Origin of the sequence: Burkholderia cepacia (assembly GCF_001039005.1) — a bacterium.
In the GTDB taxonomy this organism is placed as follows: Bacteria; Pseudomonadota; Gammaproteobacteria; order Burkholderiales; family Burkholderiaceae; genus Burkholderia; species Burkholderia theae.
In genome coordinates this window covers 85,247-100,417 of record NZ_LDWR01000002.1, presented here as the reverse complement: position 1 = coordinate 100,417, position 15,171 = coordinate 85,247, and the positions used below count along the sequence as shown (strand labels likewise).

At 67.6% G+C, this 15,171-nt stretch carries 13 protein-coding genes; 2 read left to right on the top strand and 11 right to left on the bottom strand.

What is annotated here, in order from left to right:
* Window positions 1-312 precede the first annotated feature (312 nt).
* On the top strand, window positions 313-783 hold the full coding sequence (locus tag VL15_RS00865; protein ID WP_048242585.1) for an ATPase: 471 nt from the start codon (window positions 313-315) through the stop codon (window positions 781-783).
* A 189-nt stretch (window positions 784-972) separates the two neighbouring features.
* On the opposite strand, the gene VL15_RS00860 is transcribed toward VL15_RS00865, so the two are convergent.
* From VL15_RS00860 to VL15_RS00810, 11 genes are all read right to left on the bottom strand, one after another.
* The gene (locus VL15_RS00860; RefSeq protein ID WP_048242584.1) at window positions 973-1,659 is read right to left on the bottom strand and encodes a DUF429 domain-containing protein; all 687 of its coding nucleotides are present in this window, start codon (window positions 1,657-1,659) and stop codon (window positions 973-975) included.
* 9 nt (window positions 1,660-1,668) lie between these two features.
* Entirely contained in the window at window positions 1,669-2,193 is a 525-nt protein-coding gene (locus tag VL15_RS00855) for an HD domain-containing protein (RefSeq protein ID WP_048242583.1), read from the bottom strand.
* A gap of 121 nt (window positions 2,194-2,314) precedes the next feature.
* Window positions 2,315-5,785 carry a YhaN family protein gene (locus tag VL15_RS00850; protein WP_048242582.1) on the bottom strand — a complete coding sequence of 1,157 codons (3,471 nt, stop codon included), beginning with the start codon at window positions 5,783-5,785 and terminating at the stop codon, window positions 2,315-2,317.
* A gap of 3 nt (window positions 5,786-5,788) precedes the next feature.
* Entirely contained in the window at window positions 5,789-7,039 is a 1,251-nt protein-coding gene (locus VL15_RS00845; RefSeq protein ID WP_048242581.1) for a metallophosphoesterase family protein, read from the bottom strand.
* 40 nt (window positions 7,040-7,079) lie between these two features.
* Window positions 7,080-7,622, bottom strand: coding sequence for a CbrC family protein (locus VL15_RS00840; protein WP_048242580.1), 543 nt, complete (start codon window positions 7,620-7,622; stop codon window positions 7,080-7,082).
* Between the two features lie 78 nt (window positions 7,623-7,700).
* Window positions 7,701-8,309, bottom strand: a complete 609-nt coding sequence (locus VL15_RS00835; RefSeq protein ID WP_155420092.1) for a hypothetical protein — start codon at window positions 8,307-8,309, stop codon at window positions 7,701-7,703.
* Between the two features lie 125 nt (window positions 8,310-8,434).
* Window positions 8,435-9,214: a hypothetical protein gene (locus VL15_RS00830; RefSeq protein ID WP_048242578.1), complete on the bottom strand. Its 780-nt coding sequence runs from the start codon at window positions 9,212-9,214 to the stop codon at window positions 8,435-8,437.
* Between the two features lie 248 nt (window positions 9,215-9,462).
* On the bottom strand, window positions 9,463-10,005 hold the full coding sequence (locus VL15_RS00825; RefSeq protein WP_048242591.1) for a hypothetical protein: 543 nt from the start codon (window positions 10,003-10,005) through the stop codon (window positions 9,463-9,465).
* Window positions 10,006-10,317: 312 nt separating this feature from the next.
* Entirely contained in the window at window positions 10,318-10,686 is a 369-nt protein-coding gene (locus VL15_RS00820; protein ID WP_048242577.1) for a hypothetical protein, read from the bottom strand.
* A 79-nt stretch (window positions 10,687-10,765) separates the two neighbouring features.
* Window positions 10,766-12,754 (bottom strand): gamma-glutamyltransferase family protein, encoded by a 1,989-nt coding sequence (locus VL15_RS00815; RefSeq protein ID WP_048242576.1) that lies wholly within the window; start codon window positions 12,752-12,754, stop codon window positions 10,766-10,768.
* A gap of 221 nt (window positions 12,755-12,975) precedes the next feature.
* On the bottom strand, window positions 12,976-13,932 hold the full coding sequence (locus tag VL15_RS00810) for a LysR family transcriptional regulator (RefSeq protein ID WP_048242575.1): 957 nt from the start codon (window positions 13,930-13,932) through the stop codon (window positions 12,976-12,978).
* Window positions 13,933-14,034: 102 nt separating this feature from the next.
* Here VL15_RS00810 and VL15_RS00805 point away from each other — a divergent pair, with 102 nt between their 5' ends.
* Entirely contained in the window at window positions 14,035-15,159 is a 1,125-nt protein-coding gene (locus VL15_RS00805) for an aryl-sulfate sulfotransferase (RefSeq protein ID WP_048242574.1), read from the top strand.
* The last annotated feature ends 12 nt before the right edge of the window (window positions 15,160-15,171 follow it).

The window sequence follows — 15,171 nt, the reverse complement described above, 5'->3', positions numbered from 1 at the left end:
GCAAGCCCCTTTGTGAAAATATCTTGAAAAGCCACCGTGCGCTGACGCGCACGGTGGCTTGGGGCTCGATGGGCCGCGCATCGCAGCGCGAGCCGCCCTCCATGGAAGCGACGCAAACCGCTCTTTCGTCCTATATATAGAGACCGGCCGCATTGCATGCGCAACCGCGTTCCGGGCTCGCATCCCCACCAATCGTCAGACCACCGAACGTGATGTCGAGCCTCCCGGCTTCGACGGCGTGCGTTCGCCCCTCCACCGACCTCGCAACCCCAATCTGCCGAACAAACAAGGGATCTTGCGCGGTCGAGTATCATGCCGCGACTGAACTACGTACTCACATCGACGATGGACAGCACCACTCAATCCGGCGACGCCGATCTTCGCGACGAATATTCGGCCCTGCGCGAGCGCGCCATCATGCTCGAAGAACAGGCCCCGCCGCTTCTGCAACGCATCTCGGATGTATTGCCGCGGATCAGCGGTGAATCCGAACTGGCGGATGAGCATCGCGAACGGCTCGTCGGCGCGCGCAACGCGGCGATGGTCTCGATCGAAAACTATCAGCAGGCCATTCCTTTCCTGCAGACGGCCGATTCGATCATCGAGCAGATGGACAAGACGCCCGAGCGCGACGAAGACATCGAGTGGCGTGAATCGCTGCTGCAGCGGCTCGATGAGTTGATCGACGTCGCGGTCGTGATGATCGACGACGCAGAAGACTATTTCGAACAGGCACAAGCCTGCGATCTGGCCAGCGTGCCGAAATCGATCCTCGAGGATTGAGCAGCACCACCCGGAAGCGCGCGGCGCGCCGGCTTCATGCCAGGTGCGCCGGCATTCCCGATGCGTGCCGGCCGACAATCGCGGCCTGACACCTGCGTCGCCAGGCCGGCCGCACACCTCCCGCAAAAGCTCACCTTGTCGCAACGACAAGCCTGCGATCTCCGCCCGCCCCGGGGCCGTGCATTGCAACTACGGTGAGTCAAGGACGATCGTCTCGCTCACGATCGGCACGCGGATATATCCACCCTCCGCATCGCCATACGCACGCGCGCTCCCATCGATCACGTATTGCGCCGTCAGCGCGCAAAGCGTCGCGTCTCGCGCATCGACGGAACGCAGCGTCGACACGTCGATGCCCAGTCGCTCCAGCAATTGCCGGCGCTGGTTGCGCTTCTGCTTCGCCGACGCAACCGCCTTGCCCAGCATCGCGCAGGTAATCGCGTAAGGATAGGTTTCGAAGCTCGCGCGCCCGCCCGCATATCGCGCGTCGGTCAGCAGCGGATAGGCATCCGCCAGCGCCTGGTAGACGCGCTCTCCCATGAACATCCAGTCGAAGAAGCCGGACGTGCTCGCGATCGCCTGCTCCCGCGACGGCGTCGGAAAGCATGAGATCCGTTCGCGCGCGAGCGCCTGTTCGGCCGCCCGGCGCCCGCTTCCCGCCCACCACAGACTCGGTGCGTCGACGCCGACGGCCACGACGTCATGTGCGAGACACAGCGCCGGCACCGCCTCGGGCGCGATCCGCGCTTCGCGGCAGACGACCGTCGAGCCGCGCAGGATCACGAGATCGCATTGCTTCCTGTCGCCGCCCACATCCACGCCCGCCACGACGGGCGATTGCCGCATGGCGGATCCGACGGATCGGGCCGATCGCATGCGGGCGCCTCAGTCCGCCGGCCGTGCGCCGTACGCGGTGTCGAAGATCGCCTCGAGACCGGGATGCACGCCGCGCATCGGGTCGACGACCGACTTCGCCCAGTCGAAGTACGCCTGCTTGCGCTCGAGCGGCCAGTCCGCAGGCGGGTGCCGCGCAATGTCGCGCAGGTTGCAGATCTTGTCGGCCAGCTTCACGAGCTTCGCGCGCCGGCTAATGGTCGCCGCATGCTCGACCTGCAGGCGCTTGCGCTCGTCCTTCGGCAACGACTTGTCGTCGGTGACTTCCATCACGATGTCCGCCACATCCTTGCCGAACAACCGCAGCAGTTCCTGCTCGGTCGTCTCGGTATCCTCGACCGTGTCGTGCAGCACGGCCGCGACGATCACGCGTTCGTCCTCGACACCGGCCTCGTTGGCCAGCACGTCGGCGAGCGCGATCGGATGATTGATGTACGGCGACGCCTCTTCGTCCTTGCGCCGTTGATTGCGATGCTTGTCCGCCGCGAACGCGATGGCGGCTACCAGCTTTTTCATATTCCCCCCTCGTGTGGCCAGTCCCGCGACCGGCAGAACCGGCCGCGGGCATTTCGGAACCGCACATACTACCTGTACGCGATGACCCTTCCCGTGCGCCGGCATCCGTGCGCGCCCCGCATCACGCGCCGGCCGGCGCGCGCTGCAGCTCGACCACGTTGACCCGCGCGCCGAATACGTCCTTCACGAGCGGCAGCAGGTGATCGTGGTGCGTCAGGAACAGCACCTGGGTTCGCGTCGACAGATCGCGCAGCGCGTCGAGCCCGGCCTTCGCGCGCGCATCGTCGAAGTTGATGAACAGATCGTCGGCAACGAACGGCAGCGCGGTCCTGCTGCCGAGCTGCAGCTCCAGCGCCGCGATCCGCAGCGCGAGGAATAACTGGTCGCGCGTCCCTTCGCTCAACCCGGCGACCTCGACCGACGTTCCCTTCGTGCGCCGCGCATACAGCGCGGGCGGCGTCCGTTCGGTATCGACGGTCAGCTTCGCGAATTCGCCGAGCGTGAGCCCGGCGAAGATTTCGCCCGCCCGCCGGAGCATCGGCCCCTGCTTCTGGTCGCGATAGCGATCCGTCGCCCACTTCAGCAACCGGCTCGCGGTGGCCGCCTCCAGATACTGCTCGGCCGCATCGCCCATCGCCGCCAGCGCTTCCTGCCGCTTCGACTCGGCGACGGCCGCATTCGCCTGGCCGTCGATCGCGCCGAACGCCTGGTCGGCCACGACCTGCTGCTGCGCGAGCTCGTTCAGCCGCTTGCCGACATCGCCCAGCGACTGCTTCACCGCTTCGAGGTGCGCCGGCACGTCGACAATGTCCTGTTCCGCGACCTCGGCCTCGACGGCGGACCGGGACAGGCCGTCGCCGTCGCGCACCAGCGCCTCGTACGCGGCATCGACCGCTTGCCGCAGCTGGCGCTGGCGATCCGAGCGCTCGGCCAGCGGCAACGCCGCGTCGATCGACGTGACGCCAGCCAGTTGAAGCAGCGGCTGGATGCGCGCATCGGCACCGGCCACCGCGGCGGCCGCATCCGCGACCTTGCCGTCGGCCTGCCGCGCGGCCTCGTCGGCACGCCCGATCGCGCGCGCGATTTCCCTGGCGGCCGCGAGGCGCATCGTCAATCGGCGCGCAACGTCCGGCCAGTCGCCGCTCGTCAGCCATTCCGGCGCAAGCGCTTCGGCAAGCCGCCGCGCGCCGGCCTCGAGCGCGGCCAGCTCCGCGCGGATCGCGGCGATCCGGTTGCGCGGCGCGTCCGCATCGGCCAGTTCGGCGGTCACCGCGTTCGCGAGCCCGAGCGCGCCTTCCGCCGCGGCCAGCGTCACCGCGCTCGCGGACAGTTTCGCGTCGGCCAGCGCGTCGCGCCATTGCGCGTGCCACGCATCGTAAGCCGTCTGCGCGTGGTCGGCCCGCGACTGTGCCGTCGCGGATCCGCGTTCGGCTTCCCGCGCGCGATCCTCGAGGCTGTCCTTCTGCGCGATCGCTTTCTCGGCCGACTGCACGAAGGTCTCGGCGATCGCGACGAGCGCGGCGAGTCCGTCCGACTCGCCGCCGCGCGACACGGTATGCAGTGCCGCACGCAGCGCGGCTTCGGCACCGGCCCGTGCCGCACGAATCGTGTCGAACTCGCGGCGCTGACGGTCGAAATCGACCTGCGCGGCGAACACCGTGTCGCGCTTCGCGAGCCAGTCGCCCATCGCCGCCAGCGGCATGCCGGGCACCGCGGCCTGCGTCGCGAGCGCGGCCCATGCGTCGCGATGCGCGGCCAACTCGCGCTCGCGCTCGTTCGACGCAGCCTGCCTGCGCGTCACGCCAGCCCGCGCGGCTTCAACCTGCTGACGCAGCGATTGCAGCGTCGCCGCCGCCTGCGTCGCGCCAAGCTGCGCATCGACGAGTTCGTCGGCTAGGCGAATCGCGTCGTCGACCGCCGGTGCGCCTGCTGCGAGGTCGACAGCACCGCTGCGGATATCGCCCCATGCACCGTCGCGTCGCGCACGCGCTGCCAGCACGTCCGCGGTCGTGACGACCTTGTGGTTCTCCGCGAAATGCTTCTCCTGCAGTTCGAGCCGCTCGAGCTCTTCGAGCGCGCCATCTCGCGCATCGCGCGCGGCGGCAGCCGCGCTTGCATGCTCGCTTTCTTCCTTGAGCAGCACGCCAAGCCGCGCCGCCGACGGCACGTCGAGCGCGCGCAGCGTGTCGACCGGCATACGCCACTGGCCGAGCGCATCGAGCGCGCCGGACAGCGTCCGCTCGGCGGCAGCGATTTCACTGTCGAGCACCTGCTCGCGCTGGCCACTGCTGCGAAAACCTTGTGCATCGGCGAGCGCCGCGCGCAGCGCTTCCGGCACGTCGACGGTCGACACGCGCGCCTGTTGCTCGCGCACCTGCGCAAGCTCGCGCGTGCGTTCGTCGAGCGATTCGCGCGCGCCGGCGAGCGCCTGGTGCAGCGCGCCGTGTTCGCGCAACAGGTTCGCGACGGTCTTCAGCGACAGCGCCGTCGGCAGCGACGCACGCAGCGACGCTTCGTCGGTCGGCCAGTCGAGCTGGGCGGCCGACGAAAACGCGGCGGACAGGTGCCGCTCGACATCCGCGCCGAGCAGCAGCAGATCCTGCGCGTGATTCATGCAGGCGCCGCGCAGCCGATCGAGCGCTTCGATATCGGCTTCGAGCGCGAGCGTGTCTGCATCGGCGTCGATCGCATCGCGCGCCTGCCGTTTGGCGAGCAGGTCGGCACGCCGTTCCTCGAGGACCTTTTGCTCCGCCGCGAGATCGCCCTGCGCTTTCAGCAGGTCCGCATACGCGGTCGGCGGCAACTCGACGACCGCGCCCAGTTCGGCCAGCGCCGCATCCTTGACCGTCAGCTCCTTCAGGTACGGCGCGAGCCGCCGCACGCGTTCGAGCTTCGAACGCAGCGCTTCAAGCCGACGCTGCTCCGCGCGCGCCTGCTCGATCTGCTGTTCGACCGCTTCGCGCGCGTCCTTGCGATCGACCCAGTCGCGCGTGCGCACCTGGACCGTCTTCAGCTCGGTCACGGCTTCGGTGAACAAGGTTTCGGCCAGCGCAAACGCGCTGCCGCTACGACGCGGCGCCCACAGCTCGACCGAACGCGCGTCGAGCTCCTCCCGCACCGGCCCAAGACTGCCGACCCCGGCGGCCGATTCGAACAGCACCTGGCCGAGCTTGTCGGATGCATCGAGAATGCTGCGGCCGCCGTCAACCAGCCGCCCGTGATCGAGCCCGAACATCTGCTCGAAGAATTCGCGCGTCGCGCCGTCGAGGAGGGCGGCCAGATAGTCGTCGGGCAGCTTGTCGTCGGCAGGTGTGCGCAGCGGACTGCGCCCGCGCGCACGGTGGAACGCATATTCACCCGTACCGTTCTCCAACACGCCGCCGATTCGCAACTCGGGGGTGCTGTGCAGGAAGTCGAGCGGCGTCTGCAGTTTCATCCCGAACAGCAGCTCCGACACGGCCGTGCGGATCGTCGACTTGCCGGCCTCGTTCGGCCCCACGATCACATGAAAATCCTCGCCGGCCGACGGGAAACGCAGCGTCTCGTCGGTGAACTTGCCGTACTTGATCAGATCGAGTTGATTGATGCGCATCGCTTACTCCCCCCGTGCCAGCCGCGCGAGCAACGCGGGACCGACCTGCTCGACCAGCGCGGTGAGCTCGCCCGCGCGCGCCATCGTCAGCAACGGCACTTCCTCCTTCACGTCGCTGCGCATCTTGCCGACGAACGGCTTCAGGTCGCGTTCGAGCAGCGCGAGGAAATCAGGATCGTGCGCGGCGTCGGCCAGAATCTGCTTCAGGTCCTCCAGCGCTTCGAGCTGCTCGCTCTCGCCCTGCTGATGATCGGCAGCGGATGTCGCGAGCCGGACCTTCTCGAGCCACAGCCGTTCATTGCCGATGATGCCGACCTGGTTCAGCACCTCCGCGCGCAACTGCGGCGCGCGGCCGAAAAAGAGGCCGTGCGCGGGCGTGCGCCCCGTGACCGTCACGCGCACCGCGCGCGGCACGTGGCCGTCGACGGTCAGCAGCGCCTCCAGCGACTGGCCGATCTTTCTCGACAGGTCGGCGACCGTGAAGCAGTCGGACGCGTCGACCGACACCGCTTCCCAGCGCAGCACGTCGAGATACAGGCGCTCGACCTGCGTGCGGCCTTGCTCGACCGTCACGAGCACCGCACCGCGGCGGCCCGTCTCGCGGATATGGCGCCCCTGCAGGTTGCCGGGAAACACGACGGTGGACGGCCCCGACCATTGCTGGAATTCGTGCACGTGGCCAAGCGCCCAGTAGTCGTAACCCTTTGCATGCAGTTCGGCCAACGTGCACGGCGCATAGTTCGCGTGCGCCGCGTAGCCTTCGAGCGCGGTGTGCAGCACGCCGATGTTGTAGTAGCCGGGCACCGGGTCCGGATAGGCGATCGCGAGATTGTCGACGACGGCCTTGTCCTTGAAGCTCTGCCCGTGCAGCGCGACGTCGAATTCCGGCAGCTTGACGGTTTCCGGCTTGCGGTGGCCGAACACGGTGACGTTGTCGGGCAACGTCAGCTTCTTCGTCATCTCGCTTTCGGCATCGTGATTGCCACCGAGAACGAATGCGCGAATGCCGGCCTTGCGCAGACGCCCCATCTGCTGGCCGAAGAAGATGCCCGTGTTGTGATCCTTCCAGTCGCCGTCGTACAGGTCGCCGGCGATCACGAGGAATGCGACTTCCTCTTCGATCGCACGATCCACGAGCTGCCGCAGCGCCTCGCGCGACGCGTTGCGCAACTGCGCGGCCGGCGCGTCGGGATACGCGCTCAGGCCGTGCAACGGGCTGTCAAGGTGAATGTCTGCCGCGTGGATGAACTTCACGAAGATTCCTCTGTTTCATGACGATGACGCGGACCGGCCGTCAATCGCAATCCTGATAGCCGCCGAGTTCGCCGCAATGGACGCAACGAAACACATACGCGGTCGGCGAGCCGTCCTTGTCGAGCGCGGCGAAAAAACGCTGCCACTCGGCACCGTCGTCGAGCCCGGTCGACGCCCGGATCGACGCGACGGCCTGCGGGCCGAGCGCCGTCAGTTCGTCAGCGCCCGCGCGGCCGATGAATTGCGCGCCATCGCCGCAATGCGTCCACCACCGTTCCTGCTGCCAGCCCTGAAAACCCGGCGTGCGGCAGGCAATCTCGTCGACGACCGCTTCGGGCACCTCGTCCCATTCGCCGCCACCAATGCCATACGTATCGGTAAAGCTTGCATCGAGCTGCGTTTGCGCCGAGCCGTCGGCAATGCACCACGGACAGATGCACTGCTCGTACTCGTCGACCGCGTACACGGGGCCGGTGTAGACGTAACCGCGCGCATCGCCGCAGCACACGCAGCGCGCGTCCGAGCGGATCACGCTGCCCGTTGCCAGCGGGTCGGGATGGTACCTGAAAGCGGGTAACGACATGCGGTTCTCCGTCGATCCGGATGGTGGGGAAGCACGCGATGCGAATTCGAACGGCCATTGTGCCGCAGCACGACCGCGTTACTCCGGAACCTCGACTTCGGCAAACGTGCCGTTCACGAAACGATAGACGCGATGCGTTGCGCCGCCGTGCGCGAGATATTCCCACCGGATGTCGAGGCCGGCCGGTGCGTCGCGCCACGCGATCGCCCGATACGGCGATTGCGTGCCGCCATCGGTTTCGAGCGAAACGGAGTCGAGACAGCTTTGCACGGGCAACGAAAAGCGCGGCACCGCGCGGGTGCCGCGCAGTTCCAGCACGTACAGCGCCCCTTCTTCGCCCGCGCCGCAATACCCGGTCGGACGGCTGCTTGACGAGCGGTTGACGACGACCAGCACATAGTCGTTGCCGTCGATCCGCTTCGAACGATCCGACGGGAACGCGACGCTCGATGCATCGGCAAGGGCGCGCCGAAGCGCGGTCGGCACGCTCAGCACGGAGGTCCGGTGGCGGGCCGCGTCGACCTCGAGCAACCTCGGGCGCGCCCATTCGATCGCATGACCATTCGCGAGCAGCACCGATTCGGGCGCCGGTGTTTCGGCGCATGCAACGGCGGCATTCGCGGCCAGCAGCGCCAGCGCCGCGGCCTTCAACGCAACCGATATCGTCGGGCTATTTCGTGTCCGCATGGATCGCGCAGAAGTGTCCTGGAGGTCGTCGTATGCGCCGGCATGCAGACCGGGCAGTGTCGTTTCAGGCGCGCACCGCATGCGTCGTTCGTTGCGACGAACGCGATGCGCTTCGCCACGTGCCGTCACTCGCCGCGCGGTACGGGCGGCGGCGCAAAGCCGTTGTCGTTGCCGGGGAACGGATTCGCGTTGCGGCGCAACGCTTCCTCGTCGCTCCCCTTCTGCGCGAACAGCGCGACGCCGATCACGCCGACGTTCGCGGTATCGCCGTACTTCGCGTTCGCGACATAACTGTCGGGCACCGCCGCGAAACGGAACGCAGCGACTTCGTCGCGGCTCTTGCGGAAGCCCTCGATCGTCAGCGTGCGGCCCGGGTACAGCACGTAACCGCCGTTCGTATAGCTGCCCGGCCGCCCCGACAGCACGTCGAGCCCGTCGACCGTCGACACGACTTCGAACGTGCGACGTCCCTGGTTACGCAGCACCATCATGTAGCGCGAACCCTCGACGCCCGCCATGTGCCAGCGGCCGTTGCTGCGCGCAAGACGCAGCGGCGCGCCCTTTTCGTCGGTAAACGACAGCGCGATGTCGCCGTTCGCGAGTGCGACGCGGGTCGGCAACCGGCGAACCTGGGCGGCGGGAGGATGTCCGGGCAACGCATCGTTGTAGTAGACCGATGCGAGATCCGTCGGCTTCGCCGGATCCGCGCGTTCGAATTCGACATTGCGGGTTTCGGATCGCACCGACTCACCCCACGCGGTGCCGAGCCCGCGGCGTTCGCTGGCGTCCGGCGCCTGCGGCGCGGCGGCGGACGCGCCGGTACTGGCGGATGGCGACGGCGGTGCCGCACAGGCGGCCAGCCAGAGCGCGCAGGCGAGCGCGAGAAGACGGAACAGGATGGTCATGACGTGATGCCTCGGAATGTTATCGGACCGCGCCGGGCGAGCCGGAACGGCGTTTTTGGTTTCGTCTGTCGTCACGATGTCGATCGGACATGCTTGCCCGGATCGGCCGCTGCCGTCGCGGCGGCCCGGCAACCGGGAGCCCCGCTATTTAAGCATGACGGGCGGGCAATGGGCAGGGGCCGCGCGCCCATAAAAAAACGGCCCGGCCCGCAACGAAGCGGGCCGGGCCGTGACGGGAAACGTGTCGCTTACAGCGCGCCGCCTTGTGCCGACGCCGAACCCTTCAGGCCGATCGATGCGCCGCCCTGCGCCGAATTCGCCGCGCCGTCGAGCGCTTCGCCGGCCTTCGCCTTCGCGCCGCCCGCGACATCGCCTGCCGTCGACACCGCGCCTTGCGCGTGGCTCTTCGCCGTGCCTGCGACGTGCTTCACGTGCGACTTCGTCGCGTGCACGGTCGATGCCGCGGCATCTTTCGCCGCACCCGCTGCCGAACCCACCGCATGCGTCGCGCCGCCAACCGCATTGCCGGCTGCCGAGCCGACGCCGCCGACCGTCTTGCCGACGCCGTTCAGTGCACCGCCGACGAGGTGGCCCGCGCCCGAACCCGAGCCTGCCGCGTTCGCGCCGGCGCCAGCCTGCACGCCCACGCCGCCGCCGAGCAGCGGCGTCTGAACCTGTGCGCCAACGCCTGCGGAACCCTCGGCGCCGGTCTGGGCCGTCTGTGCAAACGCAGCCGAAGTCGCCATCGCGGTCAGTGCGGCACCCAGCAGAATCGTACGAATCTTGTTCATGGTCATTCTCCCCAAAGACGTTGTTGCTGCGAGCCGCCTCCGGGCGGCTTGTCGCATGCCTCGCCGCGACGTGCGGCAGGTGGAGCTAATGTAGCGGCGCCGGCGTGCAAAACGATTGAATTGCGGGGACTGTTACTTCCGTTGCAAATGCTGACGATTGACTCACATAGTTTGACAATCGGGGGCTTGCGACGAAACGACGGAGGTATTTGCAGGCGGGCGGATGCAGACGCGGTGACGTGCGGCGCGGGTCGCGTCGCGATGGAGATCTACCCGACCATCACGCATCGGGCAACCAGGCAGGTGAAACGGCTAGCAGGGAAACCGGCCATTTTTATAAGCATCCCAAAGGATGTGTATTGGCCAGCCGTCGGTACGGCCCGACAACCGGCTCCTCGCAATCAGTTCGATGTCGTCGGACACGCACGCCGCCACATCGGCGTTGCCCGATGCGCTGAAGGCGAACTTGTACGCCTTTTCGCGCAACGCATTCACGGCCGGCGTATCGATCGCGGCACCCGGATCGCCGTCGATCGCATCGAATGCCGCCATCCACTGCGCATCGAACGGGTCGGCGTCGCGACTGTCCAGCGCGCGGTCGCAATCGACGTCGCCGAGGAAATCGAAAAAGCCCGGCGCCGACAGGATTGCGTCCATTTCAAGCAGATGCGCGTTCGTCATTGCGACTCCTTCACGACGCGCGGCCCCGAGCGCCTGTCGGCAGAAACAGGCAGATCGGAGCCGCGCGTGTTCCGTCGAATTACGGCCGGAACGTATCGCCGAGCACGACGCCTTCGCGACGCGGATCGGTGCCGCCCTGCAACGCGGGCGACTGGCCGACCGTCACGCGCATCACCGTGTTGACGCCGCTCGCCTGCGCGGACGTCGACACCTTGTGCCCGAGCGCGAGCAGCCCCGTGATCAGCGGATCGTTCGCCCCGTTGTTCGCGGTGTTGACGTTCGGATGCTCGGCACCGATCGTGGTCGTCGGGCTGTTGCTCGCGCCGAAATCGACGAGCCCCGCGGACTGCTGCGCATCGAGGCCCCAGTCGAGCGCGCCGACGAGCGTCTTGACCACGTATTGCGGAATGGTGCCGCCGCCCGGCGAACCGGTCGCCATCACGAAATCGCCGCGCGAGCCGTCCGCGGCCTGCCCGAACACGATCGTCGGCGCCATCGAGCTGCGCGGCCGCTTGCCCGGCTGCAGGCGGTTGGCCACCGGATTGCCGGCGCTGTCGACCGGGTTCGCGGAAAAGTCGGTCAGCTGGTTGTTCAGCAGGAAGCCGTTGGTCATGTGGAACGAGCCCATGCTCGATTCGACCGTCGTCGTCGCGCTCAACACGTTGCCGTCGCCGTCGACGATCGTGAACTGGTTCGTGCCGTGCTCGATCAGCGTCGTGTCGACGCCGAGCGGCACCGCGCCGAGATTGCCGGGCTGCGCGGTGCCCATGCTCTTGCTCGTGTCGATCAGCGCCGCGCGCGATTTCAGGTACGGCTTGTTCAGCATCGTGTCCCACGTGCCGCCCGGCAGCGGCACGAAGTCCGTATCGGCCACGTACTTGTCGCGATCGGCATACGCGAGCCGTTCGGCCTCGGTGACGAGATGTACGCCCGCGACGGTCGGCTTGCCGCCTTCGAGATCGATCGCGGTCGGCTTCAGCGACTTCAGGTCGAAGTTTTCGAGTATGCCGAGCGCCGACGCAACCGCGATGCCGCCCGACGACGGCGGCGGCATCCCGCATACCCAGTAGTTGCGATAAGTCGTGCACACCGGTTCGCGACGCTTCGCCTGATACGCAGCCAGATCCGCGACGGTCGTCTTGCCCGGCGTGAGCGTCGAGCCGTCCGCGCCCTTCGTCGTCGCGATCTTCGCAACGATGTCCTGCGCAATCTGCCCCGTGTACAGCGCGTTCGCGCCCGACTGCGCCATCAGCGTCAGCGTATGGGCGTAAGCGGGATTCTTCAGCACGGTGCCGAGCGTCTTCGGCGAACCGTCGGCGTTCAGGAAATACGCGGCGGCCTCGGCGTCGCGCTTCAGGTTCGCGGCGTTCGCCGCGATCGCGTCGGCGAGCCGGCCGCCGATCGGAAAGCCGTTGGTCGCAAGCGTGATCGCGTCGCCGAACAGGCCCTGCCACGGCAAGCGGCCGTGATCCTGCTGCAGCGCCTCGATGAGCCGCGGCACACCGATCGTGCCGATCGAGCGGCCGCTTGCGCGCGCGTTCGGTTGCGGTGCCGACTGGTCGGTCGCGTCGTCGACGTATCGCAGGTAGTTCTCCGTCGCGGCGGCCGGTGCGGTTTCGCGGCCGTCGTACGCCTGCAGCGTCTTGCCGCGCGCATCATAGTAGAGCAGCACGCCGCCCGACCCGAGGCCCGTCGCCTCGGGCACCGTCAGGCCGAGCACGGCCTGCACGGCGACCGCCGCGTCGGCGGCCGTGCCGCCTTTCTTCAGCACCGCGCAACCGGCCGCGCTCGCGTACGCGTTCGACGTGGCCACCAGGTACGTTTTCGCATAGACGGGCTTCATCCCCGTGCGATAACCCGACGACGCTTCCGGCAGCGACGGATCGCCCGGCTGGTTCGAGCCCACGACAACCGTCGAGCCGCTGTTGTCGATCGCGAGACAACTCGTGTCGGCCGTGGGTGTCGTCGTGGAGCCCGCATCGGTTTCGATGTCGTTGCCGCCGCAGGCCGTCATCATGGCGGCTGCGAGCAACGCGGATGCATACGGGAAAATCGCCGGTTTTTTCATTGTGTCGATGTTCTTGTCGTTCGTTGCGATGGGCGTCTCGCTGCCTGCGACCCCCTCGGTGCGCGGGCAACGCGTTCGATAGTCCCATGAACAAAATTTTTTCCGCAATAAGGAAAAGACGTGATGCGACCGGCCGTTGTGTGTGCAACTTCGCTGAACCGGCATGCGATTCGCTTGTTGCACGGCATCGCCATGCGGGCGCATGGCCGATGCCGTTTCCGTTACTTTGGCGCCCGGCGCCGCTTGCCGGCCGCCCCGCAGTCACGCGCGAAACCGCTCTCCATCGCGTCGATCGCCGCGGAGAAAAATTCGAGAAACATCGTCATCGCGACGGTCGCACTCATGTCCGCCCGCTGGTAGATGCAGCTGAACGAGCGCGCGCCCGCATCCGCGAGCGGCGTCCAGGCCAGCCGGCCAGCGGCCACGTCGTCAGCGACGTTCTCCGCGATCAGGAAGCCGACACCCGCGCCTTCGGCCGCGAGGCGCCGCACCATCGGCACCGATCCGGTCTCGACCAGCGGCCGCACGGTGCGCGGCTGCCGCGCGTCGATCTGGTCGAACATCGCGCGCAGTTCCGTGTCGGGCGTCATCAGGATCAGCGGATGCGCGAAGCAGTCGCGCAGCCGCACCTTGCCGACGGTCGATGCCAGCGGATGGCCGGGCGCCGTGACGACACCCAGCGGCTGCGCGAACGCGCGCACCTCGACGACGCCCGGCGCCGTGCGCCGGCGCAGCGCATAACCGATATCGGCCTCGCCCGTCTCGACCCAGCGCACGATGCTCTCGCCGTTTCCCGAGCGCACGCTGTACGTGACGCCCGGATAACGCTGCATCGCGGCGAGGATCGCGTCGGGCACGAGCTGTTCGGCCGTCGATGCGGGCACCGCCAGGTTCACGTGCCCGCGCCGCAACGCGCGCAGGTCTTCAACCTGCGTCAGTGCGTTGTCGAAGTCGCGCTGGCCGCGCCGTACGGCCGCGATGACGATCTCGCCGGCGAGCGTCAGCTGCATGCCACGCGGCAGCCGGTCGAACAGCGGCACGCCGACCTGCTCCTCGAGATTGCGGATCTGCTGGTGCACCGCGGCAGCGGTCAGGTGCAGCGCGTCGGCCGCCTTGCGAATCGAGCCGCGTCGCGCGACTTCGTCGAAACAGCGGAATGTCTGCGATATCGAACGCATGAGGGTACCGTTAGATTTTTCCGAACAGGCCGTCAAGAATAATCCGATTTTACTGACCGCCCGGATCGTCTAGATTTCGCTGCATCCCCGTGTCCGATTCGAATGGAGACCGCAGTGACGACCGTCGACCAGATCACCCAGCGCCGCCGCGGCGTCGGCCTCATCGCCCACGATCCCGCGCTGTCCGCGGGCGGCTATACGCTCATCGCGCCGCAGACGGCCGACGGCAACGTCTATCTCGTCGACATCGACGGCGAAGTCGTGCACCGTTGGAAAATGCCCGTGCGCCCCGGCCGCCATGCGGTCATCCTCGCGAACGGCAACCTCGGCTACAACGGCAATCATCCGCAATCCGAATCGCGCTATGCACCGTGGTCGATGTGGCATGGCGGCGATTTCTACGAGGTCACGCCGCGGGGCGAAACCGTGTGGCGCTACGAGGATCCCGCGCATCACCACGACGCGCAGTGGCTGCCGAACGGCAACCTGCTCTACGCCGCGTGCGAACCGGTCGACGCGGCGTTCGCGCGGCGCGTGCCGGGCGGGACGCCGCACGGCGACGACAAGGTCATGTACGCGGACGTGATCCGCGAAGTGAACCGGGCCGGGCAGATCGTCTGGGAATGGCATGCGCGCGACCATCTGCGGCCCGAGGATTTCCCGATCGCGGCCGGCTTCGGCCGTTATCACTGGCCGCTCGTCAACGGTCTCGGCGTCGATGCGAACGGCCGCGTGCTGATGAGCCTGCGCACGACGTCGGGCATCATCCGCGTGAACCGGGAAACCGGCCGCGTGGACCTGCGGATCGGGCCCGACGTCGTGTCGCACCAGCATGCGCCGGTGCCGCTCGCGAACGGCAACATCCTCGCGTTCGACAACGGCAATTTCCGCCACGGCGCGCACGTCGTGTTCTCGCGCGTCGTGGAGATCGACCCGTCGACGCAGCGTGTCGTGTGGTCGTATGCGGACGACGTCGTGAACCTGTTCTACACGCCGTTCATGGGCAACGCGCAGCGCTTGCCGAACGGCAACACGCACGTCACCGAATCGTCGACGGGCCGGCTGTTCGAAGTGACGCCCGCCGGCGAGGTCGTGTGGGAATACGTGATCCCGTGGTTCGCCGAATACCCCGACGAAGCCGCGCGCAAGACCGGCCCGGGCCAGTTGAACAGCGTGTTCCAGACGTTCCGCTACAGCGCCGCACAGTTGCCCTGGCTGCGGACCTGACGGTCCGTTCAC

Coding starts and splice junctions, on each gene's coding strand:
- VL15_RS00865 (WP_048242585.1), top strand. CDS start 313: ATGCCGCGACTGAACTACGTACTCACATCGACGATGGACAGCACCACT.
- VL15_RS00860 (WP_048242584.1), bottom strand. CDS start 1,659: ATGCGATCGGCCCGATCCGTCGGATCCGCCATGCGGCAATCGCCCGTC.
- VL15_RS00855 (WP_048242583.1), bottom strand. CDS start 2,193: ATGAAAAAGCTGGTAGCCGCCATCGCGTTCGCGGCGGACAAGCATCGC.
- VL15_RS00850 (WP_048242582.1), bottom strand. CDS start 5,785: ATGCGCATCAATCAACTCGATCTGATCAAGTACGGCAAGTTCACCGAC.
- VL15_RS00840 (WP_048242580.1), bottom strand. CDS start 7,622: ATGTCGTTACCCGCTTTCAGGTACCATCCCGACCCGCTGGCAACGGGC.
- VL15_RS00835 (WP_155420092.1), bottom strand. CDS start 8,309: ATGCGGACACGAAATAGCCCGACGATATCGGTTGCGTTGAAGGCCGCG.
- VL15_RS00830 (WP_048242578.1), bottom strand. CDS start 9,214: ATGACCATCCTGTTCCGTCTTCTCGCGCTCGCCTGCGCGCTCTGGCTG.
- VL15_RS00825 (WP_048242591.1), bottom strand. CDS start 10,005: ATGAACAAGATTCGTACGATTCTGCTGGGTGCCGCACTGACCGCGATG.
- VL15_RS00820 (WP_048242577.1), bottom strand. CDS start 10,686: ATGACGAACGCGCATCTGCTTGAAATGGACGCAATCCTGTCGGCGCCG.
- VL15_RS00815 (WP_048242576.1), bottom strand. CDS start 12,754: ATGAAAAAACCGGCGATTTTCCCGTATGCATCCGCGTTGCTCGCAGCC.
- VL15_RS00810 (WP_048242575.1), bottom strand. CDS start 13,932: ATGCGTTCGATATCGCAGACATTCCGCTGTTTCGACGAAGTCGCGCGA.
- VL15_RS00805 (WP_048242574.1), top strand. CDS start 14,035: ATGGAGACCGCAGTGACGACCGTCGACCAGATCACCCAGCGCCGCCGC.